Raw genomic sequence first — 15,269 nt, 5'->3', positions numbered from 1 at the left:
CAGTTCGTCCGTTAGTTCCCTATTCCCCATTCCCCATTCCCTATTCCCTGTTCCCTGTTCCCTTTTACCAAACTTTATCTCGACTCAATCCAGAGAAATTTAGACAAATTACTCGAAATTTTTGGCAATTAACCGTAATAAAGCTTATTCTATAGAGCAATTGTGAGCAGAATTTTTCATTATGTGCCGTCTACTTGCTTACCTCGGTTCACCGATTGCTCTAGAACAACTTTTGTATAAACCCGAACATTCTTTAATCATACAAAGTTACCAACCACGGGAAATGATTTCTGGGGTAGTGAATGCAGATGGCTTTGGTGTGGGTTGGTATCACACTCACAAAGATACTGCACCCTTTACCTACAGAAATACGTTACCTATTTGGAATGATGTCAATTTACCAAATCTCAGCCGTTATATTGAATCTAAGTGTGTGCTAGCTTATGTTCGCAGCGCAACACCAGGACAAGCTTTAGATTTCGCCAATTGTCAACCATTTAGCCATCAACAGCACCTATTTATTCACAATGGCTACATAGAAAATTTTCGCAAAACTTTATACCGCAAAATTCGCAGCACTCTCACGTCGGATGTTTACGAACACATCAACGGTAGCACAGATTCAGAACACATCTTTGCATTGTTGCTTTCACACATCCAACTCAACCAACATCGACCACCAGAGTATGCCTTACGTAGAACTATTTTAACACTTGAGGAGATGGCAAAACGCTATCAAGTCAAAGCTTTAGTCAATATAGTCTGGAGTGACGGCAATCGCCTGATAGCTTCTCGGTTTGCCACTTCGACACCAGCACCGTCATTGTACTGGCTCAGAGATGACTTAAATTATCCTAACTCTGTGATGATTGCTTCTGAACCATTATTTAAAGGTAATTGGACTGCTTGCCCAGAAAATAGCATTATCAGTGTGGGAGAAAACTGTGATATCCAAATTGACAAAATCTAGTGTGAAAGCATCGATTGCTGATGCTTTAGAGGAGTGCCGCCGCCAAACTTTAACAATATTTGCGGGGATGGATGCAGCGACATTCTGCAATCAACCGCATCCTGATTTTAGTCCTGTAGGTTGGCATTTGGGACATATTGCCTATATAGAATCTTTATGGGTGCTAGAACACATTGCCGGTTTACCATGTTTATTTCCCCAATACCATAAGCTATATGCAGCCGATGGTTTACCAAAATCGCAGCGTGTCTACCTCCCTCAGTTAGAGGAAACTCTCGATTATCTAGAAAAAATCAGAAATCAAGTTTGGCAATTTTTGGCAGATGCAGATATTGAACCACAACAACGTCTGTGGCGGTTTTTGATTCAACATGAAAGTCAACACTGTGAAATTATCCGCATGGTGTTGCAATTAGGTAAGATTCAACAGTCTCAATTATTTAACCAACAGTTTACAGTCTCTAGTCAGCAGTTGGGTGTGACTGAGATGATTGAAATTGCCGCCGGGGAATTTGAGTTAGGAAGTAACTCAATAGATGCACTGGATAATGAACGCCCTGCACACCAAGTTTATTTAGATACTTACTGGATTGACCGTTATCCGGTAACTTGTGGGCAGTATCGCCTATTTATGGAGGCTGGAGGCTATGAAAATCCTCAGTGGTGGTCAGTGGCAGGGTGGCAATGGCTACAAAATGAGCAGGGGAAACAACCACTTTATTGGCAGACAGCAGCCAGTTTAGATCATCATCCCGTGTATGGTGTGAGTTGGTACGAGGCAGAAGCATACTCACGGTTTGTGGGAAAACGTCTACCTACAGAAGCGGAGTGGGAAAAAGCCGCTAGTTGGGATGCACAAGCTAATTGTCGCCGTACCTATCCTTGGGGTGAAGAAATGCCATCATCTAAATATTGTAATTGCGATGGGCTAGGAGGCGATCGCCTCTACTCTGACAACATTGCCCAGACAACCCCAGTCAACGCATACCCGATGGGACAAAGTGCCTATGGTTTGTATGATACATTGGGCAATGTTTGGGAATGGACAGGTTCTTGGTTTGCTGGCTATGCAGGTTTTGAAAGTTTCCCATACACAGGTTACTCACAAACTTATTTTGACAATCAACACCGAGTTTTAAAAGGTGGTAGTTGGGCTAGTCGCCCGTGGGTACTGCGTGCTAGTTTCCGCAACTGGTATCATCCGGGAGTGCGGCAGATTTTCGCTGGTTTCCGTTGTGCGGCTAGTGCTGAGTAATCAGAAGAGTGCTGTTTTCATGGGAAAATCGCTAAATACAGCTTTGAGATGAGATTCATCTAGCTCAGGGTTGTTTTTATCAAACTTGGCTTTGTGTTCCACTGGCTAGAGTAAGGTTTTACGCGCAAACAACATTGATGATCGAACCGATGCGGAGGTTAAATGTCAATATCTGAAGCTGTCAATAGCAAGGATACGTTTCTCAAAAGTATTGATGAACGTTTGCAGATACAGCGTTTGTTTGCAGCCACACGCATGGTTGCATCTGCCCCTGGCAGTGATGTGGTGAAGGGATTAACTCAAAGCCCTAAATCTTTACCAGCTTATTATTTTTATGATGACCGTGGTTCTGAGCTATTTGAGCAAATTTGTGAGTTACCAGAATATTACCTCACACGCACAGAAACGGCAATTTTGCAAGAGTGCGCTGGAGAAATTGCCAAAATTACCGGGGCTTGTGAATTAGTCGAACTGGGTAGTGGGAGTTCTACCAAAACCCGCATTTTATTGGATGCTTATCAAGAGTTAGGCTATCCTCTGCGTTATCTCCCGATAGATGTGAGTGCCGGAATGTTGGAAAGTAGCGCGAGACAGTTACTACAAGATTATCCTCAACTGCAAGTTTACGCCCTTGCCGGCACTTATGAATTAGCCTTAGCACAACTGCCACCCACTCACTCACCGACTCGGATGATTGGTTTTATTGGTAGTTCTTTAGGAAATCTCAACCGCCAAGAGTGTGAAATTTTCTTTTCTCAGATTACCAATGCTTTGCAGGTGGGTGAGTATTTCTTGTTAGGCATAGATTTACACAAGCCTAAACAGATTTTAGAGCCAGCTTATGATGATAGTCAAGGAGTGACGGCAGCCTTTAACCTGAATATGTTAGAGCATTTGAATCGGCGTTTTGACGGGGATTTTGACAAGACAGAGTTTGAACATTGGGCGTTTTATAACGAGAGTGAGCGTCAGATTGAGATGCACTTAAAAAGTAAGCGATCGCAAACTGTACAATTAAAATCTCTCAATCTCAGCGTCAACTTTGCCGCAGGTGAAACCATTCACACCGAAATCTCGCGCAAATTTGATCTTGACATCATCCAACAGCAACTCGCCACCCAGGGTTTAGTCACTATCCAAACCTGGACTGATTCCAATCAGTGGTTTGGTTTATTATTGTGTCAACTGCAAAGATAGATTTTTCAGGGAGTAGGGGTTTAGCATTGCTAAACCCCTACAGGGAGATGAGGGAACAGGGGAGTAGAACTTTTACGAGTCGAAAATCTGTCTTGTAGAAAACCAGCATACAAACCATAGACAGATTTTAGCTGGGGAAATTTTCAGTATCATCAGCAACGTCTGATGAGTGAGGGCAATTTCTCAAGATGAATACAGAAATCTCTGCACTGTTAGATCAGGTGCAGAATATGATTAATGGCTTTATTGCTTTGTTACCAAATATCTTTTTGGCGTTGATTGTGTTTGCAGTATTTGTCTTTGTCGGCAGACAACTCAAACGCATCGTTAAACGCTTAACTCGTCACCGCCGTTACGCGCGGAATCTGGGGATGGTGCTGGGGAGATTGGCACAAGGTACTACAGTTTTAGTTGGGTTATTTGTCTCGCTATCAATTGTGATTCCTACGCTGAGAGCCGGGGATTTAGTGCAGTTGTTAGGAATTAGTGGGGTAGCAATTGGTTTTGCTTTTCGGGATATTTTGCAAAACTTTTTAGCAGGTATTTTAATTTTATTAACAGAACCTTTTCAAATTGATGACCAAATTGTTTTTAAAGGTTTTGAGGGGACTGTAGAAAATATTGAAACTAGGGCTACTACTATTAGAACCTATGATGGTCGCCGGATTGTGATTCCTAATTCTGAGTTATTTACTAATTCGGTGACTGTGAATACTGCTTTTGAAAATCGGCGATTAGAATATGATGTCGGTGTGGGTTATGGTGATGATTTAGACCAGACAAAACAATTAATGCTAGAAGCTATACATAGTTTAGATGTGGTACTCAAAGAGCCTGCGCCGGATGTGTTGGTGATGGAACTGGCGGAAAGTACGGTAAATATTCGGGTGAGATGGTGGATTAAACCACCTTTTAGAGCCGATGCACTAGATTCACGCGATCGCGTCATCTCTGCAATCAAGCAAAAACTATATGTAGAACATGGGATTGATTTACCTTATCCTACCAGACAAATTTTATTCCACGACCAAACCGAAGAAACAGATGGCGATCGCTCCCGTCAACGTGAAGGTTGGCCTGCTGGTAATAAAGAAGTCCCCAAACCTCGCAGTATTAGCGGTTCTCTGCGACGACTGGCTGAGGCAGGTAATGGTAAGACAGACTCTCAAACAACCTCTTAAGAGTCATGAACAACATTCGTTTGCGCCAATTTTGGGATGCACTCCACTCTAGTTACTGGTTTTTGCCGGGATTGATGGTGGTAGCGGCGATCGCCCTAGCTTTTACTATGCTCACCCTTGATCGCACCGTCGGCTTTGAAGATTGGAGTTTAATTTATACAGGTGGCCCCGATGGTGCGCGTGAAGTGTTATCAGCCATTGCTGGTTCAATGGTGAGTGTGGCGGCTACCGCTTTCTCCATTACCATTGTCGCACTGCAACTAGCAGCCGCTAATTTTGGCCCGCGATTACTGCGTAATTTTATGCAGGACACTGGTAATCAAATAGTTCTGGGTACATTTATTGCAACTTTTATTTACTGCTTACTTGTACTGAGAACTATTTACGGAGAAGATTACAACCCCTTTGTACCGCATTTGTCAGTGACGTTTAGCATCGTGCTGGCGGTTCTGAGTATTGGGGTGTTAATTTATTTTATCCATCACGCCTCAACAATTATTCAAGCGTCTTATGTGATTAAAAGTGTCAGTCAGGATTTTCATCAAGCTATTGATCGTTTGTTTCCTGAAAGAATCGGTATAAGTCCACCGCCAGAGGAAGAACACAGAGAATCACTACCAGAGAATTTTGCTAACCAATCTTCTCCGATTGCTGCTAGCCGCAACGGTTATCTACAAGCCATTGATGCCGAAAAATTAATGAAAATTGCCTGTAAACACAATTTATTGCTATATATTAAAACCCGACCCGGAAAGTTTGTCATTGAAGATAGTATTTTACTGATGGCTTATCCTAGTAAACGAGTCAATCACAAACTGAGCAAAGAAATTAACAAGGCTTTTATTCTCAATCGGGAACGTACTGAACACCAAGATGTAGAGTTTCCTGTGAATCAATTAGTGGAAATTGCTGTACGTGCGTTGTCTCCTGGGATTAATGATCCCTTCACTGCTATCAGGTGCATTGACAGACTAGGCGCGGGATTTTGTTATTTAGTCCAGAGGAAATTTCCTTCACCTTACCGTTACGATCGCGATCGCCAATTAAGAATCATCGCCGAACCTGTCACTTTTGAGAGTATAGTTGATGCAGCCTTCAATCCGATTCGTCAATACTCCCGTTCTGATGCCTCAGTCTCGATTCGTTTATTAGAAGCGATCGCTCATATTGCCGACTATACCATCAACCCCGAATACTTAACCGTCCTCCGCCGTCACGCCGACATGATAGCACGGGGCGCACAGGAAGGATTACCAGAACCACAAGACCGCCAAGACTTACAACAAAGATATCACAACGTCATTGCTGCTTTAGAGGTTGTTTGAACAAAAATGTTGTTATCCTCCTACCTCTCCCTCACCCTCTCCTACAAGGAGAGGGAAAAGGAAAAAATTTTGTGGCTGGAAGTTGTAGAGACGTTGCATGCAACGTCTCTACATTTGCTTTCCCAACAACATTTTAGACTTGTAGGGTTTTATAGTTGATTCCGGGCTTTAAGTTGCAGATATCGTTCCACCAATTGATCACTAATTTGATTAGCTGGCGCATCCAACACCAAAACACCCTTTTGTTTTAACTGAGCAAACGCCACCTGACGCTGTGCTAATAAATCTAAAGCTACTGCGCGACTGTAAGCTTGAGTGATATCATCAGTAAAAGTATGAGCTAAATCATCCACTTTTGGGTCTCTCAAGGTGACGCAAAACGGTAGATAACGTGGTGCTAACCGAGTCAACGCCGCCAGCAGTTCAGTAGAAGCGGTGACATCTACTAAGTCTGTAATAATTACCACCAAAGAACGCCGAGTTTGTTTCTGTACTACATGAGTCACAGCCCCCAGGTAATCTGATTCTAATAATACTGGTTGAATGGGGGTTAAACGGTCGATGATTTGATTTAAATGATTTTGTCCCCGTTCTGGTGGTAGCCAAATGTGCATTTGGTTATCAAATACACCTACACCCACGCGATCGCCTCGGTGTAATCCCGCTAAGGCGAGAGATAAGGTTGCATTCAAACCCCAATCAAAGCGTTGTAAATTCTCAACTCTCGCTGTCATCAACCGCCCCCGGTCGAGTAAAATTAACAGCGTTTGTTCTTGTTCTGGTTCTAGCACCCGCACCAAAGGCGGTGTATTTCCATGCGTTCCCACCCGCCGGGCTGTAGCTTTCCAATCAATCAAGCGCAAATCATCACCTGTGCGATAGTTCCGCAGTTCGGCGAATTCCGTACCCATCCCTAATCGTTTAGTTTGGCGCATAGCACCAGATGATTGTAATGTCAAGCGAATGGAGAGCGATCGCAAGCCGATTAAATCAGGATAAACTTTCACTGTAGTACCGTGGCGAATTTGCCAATCATCCCAAGCCAAACCCCAGGGGCTTAATTGTCGCACTTGAATATTACCCCAAGCAAATTCACCGCGCTGGGTGGGGTGAACGGTGTAAGTTAATTCTTGGCTGGTGTTGGCGGCGACTGTGGTATTTAATATAGATGTTGATGCTGTAAAATCAGCCGGGTAATAATCGCGGATTTGAATTACAGCGTTAGATTTCGGTGATGTGATTGTCAATATTACTGGATTATCCCGCCCAATAGAAAAACGTGCTGGTAATTGGCGGGTGATTTCTACCCGTAGAGACTTGACACGCCAACCATCGACAACCATCAAAGCTAAGACAGCGATATCAAAGATGAGAGTGATAACGATGCTAGCGGGGATAGAGATAATGAAGGATAATAGGGGAGCGATCGCTAAACCCAAAAGTAACAATAAGTAAACTCGTTTAGCAGCAACCATAGATTTTTTTGTAAAACTCGATTATATCTGTGATTGGCGTGAAATTATGAATGTCCAACTTGTTGAATCCCTTGTGGAAATTGTTGTAAAGTTAACTCCTGAAGAGAAACAGCTTTTTCAAGAAAAGCTAAGTCATCATGATTTTAACTTACACCCTAAAAAGAATTTAAAATAATTAATTAAACGCAGATAAACGCAGATGAACGCAGATGAAATACTATCAGACTGTGAGATTCATCAGATTAATCTGCTAGTTGCTTAAGTCCTGATACAATTGAGTGCCTAGCGTTCTACACTAAATAATATCCTGACTGTAAACCTGCATTCGCTTAGAGATACTGTCCATGCAACTCCTGAAAACAACCGACAAAGATTTTGCCGTGAAATTCCAAACCTTGGTGAGCGATCGCCGAGAAGCAACGGTTGATGTTAGTGGTACAGTAAGAGATATCCTCGCCGATGTCAAAGCCCGTGGTGATGTCGCAGTCAAGGAATACACCAGTCGCTTTGACCATTTCCACCCGGAAACTTTACGTTTAGATGCTAGCTTTATTGCCGAACAAGCAGCCAAATGTCCGGCTGATGTCAAAGCAGCCCTAGAAATAGCTGCTGCACGTATCAGTTCTTTCCACCAAAAGCAACTACCCCAAGACATAGGTTACACCGACACCGTAGGCGTTAAACTCGGTTTAAATTGGGTTTCCCTAACTCAAGTCGGGATTTACGTCCCCGGTGGACGCGCCAGTTATCCCAGTTCTGTACTGATGAATGCCCTACCTGCTAAAATCGCCGGAGTGGAACGCATTGTCATGGCTGTACCCATGCCTCGCGGTGAAATCAATCCCGTCGTCTTAGCAGCTGCACAAGTTGCAGGGGTAACAGAAATATATAGCATTGGCGGAGCGCAAGCAATAGCCGCCCTCGCCTACGGTACACAAACCATCACCCCAGTAGATAAAATTGTCGGCCCCGGTAATGCTTACGTTGCTGAAGCCAAGCGTCAAGTATTCGGCACTGTGGGTATTGACAGCATCGCCGGGCCGTCGGAAATTTTAGTAGTAGCTGATGCTCAAAATAACCCTGAATGGATAGCCTGGGATTTACTTTCCCAAGCCGAACATGATCCTAGCGCACAGTCTATTTTAATCACCGACTCGGAAACTTTTGCTCAACAAGTCATCACAGCCATTGCACAAGTGCTACCCCAGCTATCAACAAAAGAAGCAGCCAGCACCAGTTGGGAAAAGCATGGGGCAATTATTATTGTCGATGACTTAGCAGACAGCATACCTCTGCTCAATCGACTAGCTCCCGAACACGTAGAATTGTGTGTAGACAATCCCCAATTACTAGCTAGTCAAATTAAATGCGCTGGCAGTATGTTTTTAGGACGCTACACCCCAGAAGCCATCGGCGATTATTTAGGCGGCCCTAATCATGTCCTACCTACAGCCCGTTCTGCCCGCTTTGCCTCTGGTTTAAGCGTTTACGATTTTCTCAAGCGTATCACCTATTTAGAATGTAATCAAGCCGCATTACAAGAAATAGGTCAAGCAGCAGTCACCCTCGCCCAAGCCGAAGGTTTACCCGCCCACGCTGGTAGTGTGGCTGTGCGTTTGCAGTAAGTTTCGGGGAGTAGGGAAGCAGGGAAGCGGAGGAAGAAAAACTTTTACCCAGTCCCCAATACCCAGTCCCCAATACCCAGTCCCCAATACCCAGTCCCCAGTCCCCAGTCCCCAGTCCCCAGTCCCCAGTCCCCAATACCCAGTCCCCAGTCCCCAGTCCCCAGTCCCCATTCCCATCCCTCAAATAGTCACAGGTGACTCTACATAAATAGTTGGTTCTTGCATGGTAAACTCAATACCATGATTGTTTAACTTTTTAGAAATTTTTTCATTCGCTAACTCTAACAGACGCTTACGCAATTGTAATGAGTTATCACTCGAACCTAAAATAAAAAATGTGACTCTGGTACGGGTTGTCTCTTTGGGTGAACGGTGATTTAAAAAAGTAATACTCGTGCTTCCAGGATCAATACCAAACAAAGAATTGGTACTTTCAACAATTACTTGCTGTACTAAAGCTTGTTCTTTCTCTGCTAAAAAATGTAAGAAATCAAGGTAAAGTAAAACCATGACTTTCTTACCGCGAGTAATATTTTCTATCTCTAAATTCGCCAAGATAGAATTTGGAATAATAAACAAGGTACTTTTGGCGGCTGTACGAATTTTAGTAGAACGAATACCAATTGATTCGACTCTGCCAAACAAACCTTCGGGAATTTGTCCAGATTTCTGCAACCGAATATACTCACCAGGAATAAACGGTCTATCTAAATATAATACAATTGTCCCTAGTAATTGCTCAAGGGTTTTCTGCGCTGCAAAAGCCACAGCTAAACCCCCAATTCCTAAACCAGTTAATAACCCAATTAAATTAAACTGTTGGCTTTGAGCAAATGCTAAAACCGCAATAAATCCAATGATGACGTTAGCTAATGTCTCAAATACTAACAGTAATTCATCTACTTCTCTGCCAAACTTCCTGACTAATTCGATGCCATACACACGAATAAATTGACGGAATAAGCGTGATGCTAGCCACGCTAGACTAATAATAACAGCTAAATCTACTAGGGGGGCAAAAAATTTGTAAAATGATGTATATTCTTCAATCCATGATAATGATAAGGAAATCAGGATTAATGTCCCAGCTATTTTAAATAAGCTTCTAATTGGTTCAATTAAGTTGTTGTAAATACTCGCAACTTGCTGCGGTGCAAAACGCTGAATGACAATTCGCACGAAGCTGGGAGTATAGCGTCCTACTAACCAGGATAAGAAAATAAAAAAGAAAAATATGCCAAATTTAGTTAGAGCATATATTGTAGTGTCACGTTGCAGAAATTTCAGAATCAGGTTGGAAAGTGCTGTCATCATTTCTAAATTGTAATTGGTGAGTCAACATAAATCGTTGGTTCTTCTATCTCAAAGGCAATACCATATTCTTTTAAATATTGTGTAATGCTTTGAGTCGCTAAGTCTAGCAGTTGACGACGCAATTCCATTGAGACATCTCCCGAACCTAAAATAAAGAAAGCTACTTGTGCTTGGGTTATTTCTGCATCTACTAAGTGATTAATATTTTTAAAACTAACTTCTGTATTGCGGGAGTCTATGCCAAATATATCATTGGTACTGTCGAGAATTACCTGACGAATTAAGGCTCTTTCTTCACTGCTAATCACGCGAAAGAATTTTAAGTATAGAATAGACATGACTTTCTTCGCGCCTGTGAAGTTTTCAATATTCACTTGTGTCAGGGAACTGTTGGGAACTATGACTAATGTTCCTTTACCAGAGGTTCTAATGCGGGTAGACCTTAAGCCAATAGATTCTACTCTGCCAAATGTTCCATCAGGTAAACCGATATAGTCATCAATCACAAATGGTCTATCAAGATAGAGAACTATTCCCCCTAAGACTTGTTCTAATGTTTTTTGGGCGGCGAATGCGACTGCTAAACCACCTATTCCTAAACTAGCTAGTAAGCCTAAAACATTAATTTGATGGGTTTGGGCGTAGATGAGAATGGCTAAAAAGACAATAATCAGGTTAGCTAACCATTTGAAGAGAATTAGTAACTCGCTGCTGATTTTTTGTCCACTCTTGAAGGCGGCGTTTAATAAGTAGAAGTCAAAGAAGTTTTTAAATATTTGTGATGCTAACCAACTGCTGGCGATCGCTAATATTAAGCTAGTGATAATTTCACAGGAATTTGTCCACTGATTTTTGGGAAATACCACTGTAATAGTCTCGATAATCCCAATTATACTAACAACAGTTATTAAGCCTTCATTTGGTTTGATTAATTTTTGATATGGATCACTAAGCTGTAAATTAGATAAATTCTGCCAAACTGTTGTGATTTGGTCAATAAATGAACGACCAACTAAGAATATACAAAATCCTACTACTAGACCGAGTAAACCAATTTGTATTTCTCCACTTGTCAGAATCTCTGATAAAGAAGTCAGCATTTATCTTGTTTCATTGCACAACTTACTATTTGGCAAATATTATATGATTTGCCATAACATGAAAAAGGATCTCTAATAATTAGAGACCTAATCATGATTCATAGTGCATTGTACACCAGTCAGTTCATTCATTTAAGTGCTGAGAAAGCGACAGCCACAAATAAACGCTGGAAAGGTAGACTACAGCCAGGATACAGATAGTAGATATAAATTCAAAATCATTCATAATCTTGAGCCAAATGATAGTGTGTGAGCAGTGAACCAGTTAAATTGGGAAAGGTGAAACTGTGCATTTCCGTTAAGAAATGCCGCAAAAACAACTTGTCACCCAAAATATTGGATGAATTAAAGATAATTAGGTCATTACACTGATAAAGCTGCTAGTGTGAGATTAGTCTAGATACAACTCACCTCAGACAATCTAAATCACCGATTGACCTGAAATATAAATGCTACTTTTGAACAAAATTCAAAAGTTTTGTCGCAAAGAGAACCTATACAACCCTATTTGGGCAGTAATTCTCGTTAGATAGATCATCAAATCTTAGATTTGATGGGAACATATACCTATAACGAACTCTCAGTAACACAGATGTCAATATGACTTCTGGCTGCTGTTAGCAAACTCTGGGCGTAGCCCATTCTTCTTTATTGGTAAACGTCCCCCAACTCTGTTGAGGTAAGTGGCTAAATGGCAGTGATGAATTACACGTCTTGTTTTTGACTAGCTTTTCACCAAAGCTTTATCTATGCTACTAACCCTCAACTGCTGTAGATGTCAGCAGCATCAACCAGGTAGCTAGCATTTCTTAGCCAATTATTATGATGTCGTTTTTGTGAACTACTGTGATTCTATATTAAACCAAATAAACAAAACTGGCTAAAAAATATTGGGGAAATTTTAGTCAGCAATCTTACCTAATTAAATAAAATCAATCATCCTAAACTAATAATTTTATCAAAAATGTTATGCTTGCTACATTACTATATTTTATCTCTAGCATAATCACTTGAATCAGTATCAGATTGAGGCTGTTTTTCAGATAATCAAGCCCTAATCCGTCAATTGTTTCAATATAAATACGGTGATATTTGTGGTTGATTTTCACATATAACCGTATTTTTCCGCTCATAATGACTGAGTGACAATTAACAAAAGGTATACAAATAGATATAAATGTAAATAAATAATACGTTCCTGATAAATAATTTGGGGATTAAGGTTTTTGAGATGAAATCGCAGAACCACAGAACTGAGGCAAGGGGTATATTATTTGTAGCTGGTAGTCAGGACTTGACTTACCATAGACAAATGCGGAAGCGATCGCATCTGATTTAGGTAAGATGAACAGGTGAGAAGGTACGAAAAAATTTAAGGTTAACTTAATTTTTACTTAACTCACAAGTTTCAGACTTTTAGCAGATAAATAAATATTTCAGAAAATAATTCACCTGCTAGAGAATAAAACCTCAAGGGTATGGTAGTAATGATTTGCTAAGAGCGTACAAATACCATAGTGAAATAACCCAAAGGTTTTTTGTGCGATCGCTGATTGAGCCTTTGTGTATGTTGTCGCAAAAGGAAGCAATTATGTCTAATTATGAGCAGGTTTTTACATCAACACAAACCCTAGAAGAACCCTTGAGTTCCGAGGAAGCAGTAGCGGCTATTGGGGTTGTGAGTGCAATTAGTGATTCTGGAATTGATGAAGTCGATGCAGAAGGTTTAGCCGGTATTCTCTGGGAATTTGAAGTTTTTGCCGAATATACAGAAGATGACATCATCGACATGGTTGATGATCTGATCGCCGTTGCACAAAATGAAGGTGTAGGGGCTTTGTTAAATACAGCCACTCAAGCCCTCTCCGAAGACATGACTTGGGATGGTTTCGCGGCTGGTGTAGTGGTACTCTTAGATCCAGAAGAACTAGCAATTCCCCCAGACAAGCAACCTTACCTCAAACAACTCCAAGAAGCCTTAAAACTCACGGATGACGAAGCCCAAGAAATCATCCAAGAAGTAGTGGCTGCATTCCAAGAAGGCGATGAAGAATATTTAGATGAGGAAGAAGACACAGCAGACTAACTAATTTAGCGTTTAGCGCAAGTATTGCACGGCAGTTGCTATAAGTCTGGCGACCGAAAGCACTGCCTCAGCAGTGCAACTACGGTAGGGATAGTAGCTAGTTAGTGATTTGCTAACTATTCCTCACAAATACTCACATTTAATCCGGGTGAAACAACTGATGTTTGTGGTGATGATATCGAGCTTTGGCTGGTAAAATAGCATCATGCTACTAGGATTTAAGACACAACTAAAACTCAAGCGAAAACAAAGACTACTACTAGCACAACACGCCGGAGTAGCCAGACACGCTTGGAATCAAGGTTTAGCATTGTGTCAGCAACTACTCCAACATAACAAGTACGGGCGAACGGCCGTTCGCCCCTACCAAGACAAAATCAAATTCCCCACAGCCATAGATTTACATAAATGGTTAGTAGCATCAATTAAATCTACCCATCCTTGGTATTATGAAGTTTCCAAATGCGCCCCCCAATACGCATTGAAACACCTATCAGATGCTTTTAAATCTTTTTTCCTCAGCATGACGGCTGAGGAGTGTCAATATTGAAAATGAGTTAACCCTGCATCGCGTGACGATGCAGAGCATTGAATGGACGCTCTCAAGAAGATAGATACTGTCCAATTTCTGGCTGCTGACGACGCAGAACATTCAAGGCTTGCTGCTGGATTTGGCGGACTCGCTCCCGACTGACATTGAGCTTCTGCCCAATCTCGGCTAAACTGCGTTCTTGATCATCTAACAATCCAAAGCGCAAAATTAAGACTTCACGCTGCATGGGTTTGAGTGATGCTAACAAATTATCTAAGTCTTGGCGCAGCAGTTCTTGAGTGATTTGGTCATTAGGTGAGGTGCTTTCATCACTGAGGAGTTCACTCAATTCTGTATCTTGGTTATCCCCCACCTTTAAATCTAAAGAAACTGTCCCACTAGCAGCACTCAGATATTCTCGAATTTGGCTAGGTTCTAAGTCTAATTTTTGAGCAATCTCAGTGAGAGTAGCACGGCGACCGAGGGTTTGAAACAATTCTCGCTGTACCTTCTTAATTTGATTGAGTTTCTCATTGACATGTATTGGTAGCCTCACCGTGCGGGATTTTTCTGCGATCGCCCTGGTGATTGCTTGACTAATCCACCAATATATGTATGTTGATAACTTATAGCCCCGATTGGGGTCAAACTTTTCTATACCTCGTTGTAAACCGATTGCCCCCTCTTGAACCAAATCCAAAAACTCCAGATTATGACGCTGATATTTTTTAGCGATCGAAACCACTAATCGTAGGTTTGCTGTCACCATCTTTTGCTTTGCTCGTTGCCCAAACCGAAGTATTTGAGTTACTTCTGTTTCACTTTTATTGACGAAATTAGCTAATTCTGCTAATGTTGGTTCCCGTTGCAATTCTTGACTGAGCTTGTCTTTCTCTTGCTCAATGGCAATCATTTGTTGTACTTGCCTGCCATAAGTTATTTCTTGGTCTGATGTTAATAATGGAAACTGACCAATTTCTTGCAAATAAACGCGAACCATGTCAGAACTCAGGCTAGACATACAACTGTATCACTTCTCCATAATTAGACGGAATTAAAAGTATAAATCAAATAGTTCCCAAAATTTTCCTAATTTTGTTTGTTAGTTGCACAATGTCAACCCATGGAACAACCTATTATAGTGTGAATTTCCAATAATTAGCTATGATTGTTGCGTTGCCGTCATCGCAGCTACCGAGACAAGGGGAC

At 41.6% G+C, this 15,269-nt stretch carries 12 protein-coding genes; 8 read left to right on the top strand and 4 right to left on the bottom strand.

Annotation, left to right across the window (positions count from 1 at the left end; translation table 11 throughout):
* Positions 1-181: 181 nt before the first annotated feature.
* The 5 genes from egtC (at position 182) to A3775_RS15565 (ending at position 5,928) form a co-directional block, all read left to right on the top strand.
* A complete protein-coding gene (egtC, locus tag A3775_RS15585; protein WP_066374852.1) occupies positions 182-970 on the top strand; it encodes an ergothioneine biosynthesis protein EgtC in 789 nt (262 codons plus the stop codon).
* Positions 945-2,225, top strand: coding sequence for an ergothioneine biosynthesis protein EgtB (gene egtB / locus A3775_RS15580; RefSeq protein WP_066425757.1), 1,281 nt, complete (start codon positions 945-947; stop codon positions 2,223-2,225). Before egtC ends, egtB begins: the two co-directional genes overlap by 26 nt.
* Positions 2,226-2,387: 162 nt before the next feature.
* Complete coding sequence (egtD, locus tag A3775_RS15575; RefSeq protein WP_066374850.1) at positions 2,388-3,422, top strand: L-histidine N(alpha)-methyltransferase; 1,035 nt, start codon at positions 2,388-2,390, stop codon at positions 3,420-3,422.
* 188 nt (positions 3,423-3,610) lie between these two features.
* Complete coding sequence (locus tag A3775_RS15570) at positions 3,611-4,603, top strand: mechanosensitive ion channel family protein (RefSeq protein WP_066374848.1); 993 nt, start codon at positions 3,611-3,613, stop codon at positions 4,601-4,603.
* A gap of 5 nt (positions 4,604-4,608) precedes the next feature.
* A complete protein-coding gene (locus tag A3775_RS15565) occupies positions 4,609-5,928 on the top strand; it encodes a DUF2254 domain-containing protein (RefSeq protein WP_066425756.1) in 1,320 nt (439 codons plus the stop codon).
* A gap of 149 nt (positions 5,929-6,077) precedes the next feature.
* Here A3775_RS15565 and A3775_RS15560 read toward each other — a convergent pair whose 3' ends face one another.
* Positions 6,078-7,403, bottom strand: a complete 1,326-nt coding sequence (locus A3775_RS15560) for a DUF58 domain-containing protein (protein WP_066425755.1) — start codon at positions 7,401-7,403, stop codon at positions 6,078-6,080.
* A 344-nt stretch (positions 7,404-7,747) separates the two neighbouring features.
* On the opposite strand from A3775_RS15560, the gene hisD reads away from it, so the two are divergent.
* A complete protein-coding gene (gene hisD / locus A3775_RS15555) occupies positions 7,748-9,028 on the top strand; it encodes a histidinol dehydrogenase (protein ID WP_066425753.1) in 1,281 nt (426 codons plus the stop codon).
* 180 nt (positions 9,029-9,208) lie between these two features.
* Here the strand turns inward: hisD and A3775_RS15550 are convergent, their stop codons facing one another.
* Together A3775_RS15550 and A3775_RS15545 are read right to left on the bottom strand one after the other, a co-directional pair.
* Positions 9,209-10,339, bottom strand: coding sequence for a mechanosensitive ion channel family protein (locus tag A3775_RS15550; protein WP_066425919.1), 1,131 nt, complete (start codon positions 10,337-10,339; stop codon positions 9,209-9,211).
* A 5-nt stretch (positions 10,340-10,344) separates the two neighbouring features.
* Entirely contained in the window at positions 10,345-11,442 is a 1,098-nt protein-coding gene (locus A3775_RS15545; protein ID WP_066374837.1) for a mechanosensitive ion channel family protein, read from the bottom strand.
* A 1,591-nt stretch (positions 11,443-13,033) separates the two neighbouring features.
* Between A3775_RS15545 and A3775_RS15540 the strand changes: the two genes are divergently transcribed.
* Positions 13,034-13,528: a tellurite resistance TerB family protein gene (locus tag A3775_RS15540; RefSeq protein WP_066374833.1), complete on the top strand. Its 495-nt coding sequence runs from the start codon at positions 13,034-13,036 to the stop codon at positions 13,526-13,528.
* Positions 13,529-13,733: 205 nt separating this feature from the next.
* Positions 13,734-14,078, top strand: coding sequence for a helix-turn-helix domain-containing protein (locus A3775_RS15535; protein WP_066374827.1), 345 nt, complete (start codon positions 13,734-13,736; stop codon positions 14,076-14,078).
* 52 nt (positions 14,079-14,130) lie between these two features.
* Here the strand turns inward: A3775_RS15535 and A3775_RS15530 are convergent, their stop codons facing one another.
* The gene (locus A3775_RS15530; RefSeq protein WP_066425751.1) at positions 14,131-15,081 is read right to left on the bottom strand and encodes an RpoD/SigA family RNA polymerase sigma factor; all 951 of its coding nucleotides are present in this window, start codon (positions 15,079-15,081) and stop codon (positions 14,131-14,133) included.
* Positions 15,082-15,269 lie beyond the last annotated feature (188 nt).

Source organism: Anabaena sp. 4-3, from assembly GCF_001597745.1.
GTDB lineage: Bacteria > Cyanobacteriota > Cyanobacteriia > Cyanobacteriales > Nostocaceae > Trichormus.
Note: the sequence above shows the minus strand (reverse complement) of the source record. Positions and strands in the feature narration are given on the sequence as shown.

Excerpts from the sequence above, each read along its gene's own strand:
- egtC (WP_066374852.1), top strand. The coding sequence starts at position 182 with ATGTGCCGTCTACTTGCTTACCTCGGTTCACCGATTGCTCTAGAACAA.
- egtD (WP_066374850.1), top strand. The coding sequence starts at position 2,388 with ATGTCAATATCTGAAGCTGTCAATAGCAAGGATACGTTTCTCAAAAGT.
- A3775_RS15570 (WP_066374848.1), top strand. The coding sequence starts at position 3,611 with ATGAATACAGAAATCTCTGCACTGTTAGATCAGGTGCAGAATATGATT.
- A3775_RS15565 (WP_066425756.1), top strand. The coding sequence starts at position 4,609 with ATGAACAACATTCGTTTGCGCCAATTTTGGGATGCACTCCACTCTAGT.
- A3775_RS15560 (WP_066425755.1), bottom strand. The coding sequence starts at position 7,403 with ATGGTTGCTGCTAAACGAGTTTACTTATTGTTACTTTTGGGTTTAGCG.
- hisD (WP_066425753.1), top strand. The coding sequence starts at position 7,748 with ATGCAACTCCTGAAAACAACCGACAAAGATTTTGCCGTGAAATTCCAA.
- A3775_RS15550 (WP_066425919.1), bottom strand. The coding sequence starts at position 10,339 with ATGACAGCACTTTCCAACCTGATTCTGAAATTTCTGCAACGTGACACT.
- A3775_RS15545 (WP_066374837.1), bottom strand. The coding sequence starts at position 11,442 with ATGCTGACTTCTTTATCAGAGATTCTGACAAGTGGAGAAATACAAATT.
- A3775_RS15540 (WP_066374833.1), top strand. The coding sequence starts at position 13,034 with ATGTCTAATTATGAGCAGGTTTTTACATCAACACAAACCCTAGAAGAA.
- A3775_RS15535 (WP_066374827.1), top strand. The coding sequence starts at position 13,734 with ATGCTACTAGGATTTAAGACACAACTAAAACTCAAGCGAAAACAAAGA.
- A3775_RS15530 (WP_066425751.1), bottom strand. The coding sequence starts at position 15,081 with ATGTCTAGCCTGAGTTCTGACATGGTTCGCGTTTATTTGCAAGAAATT.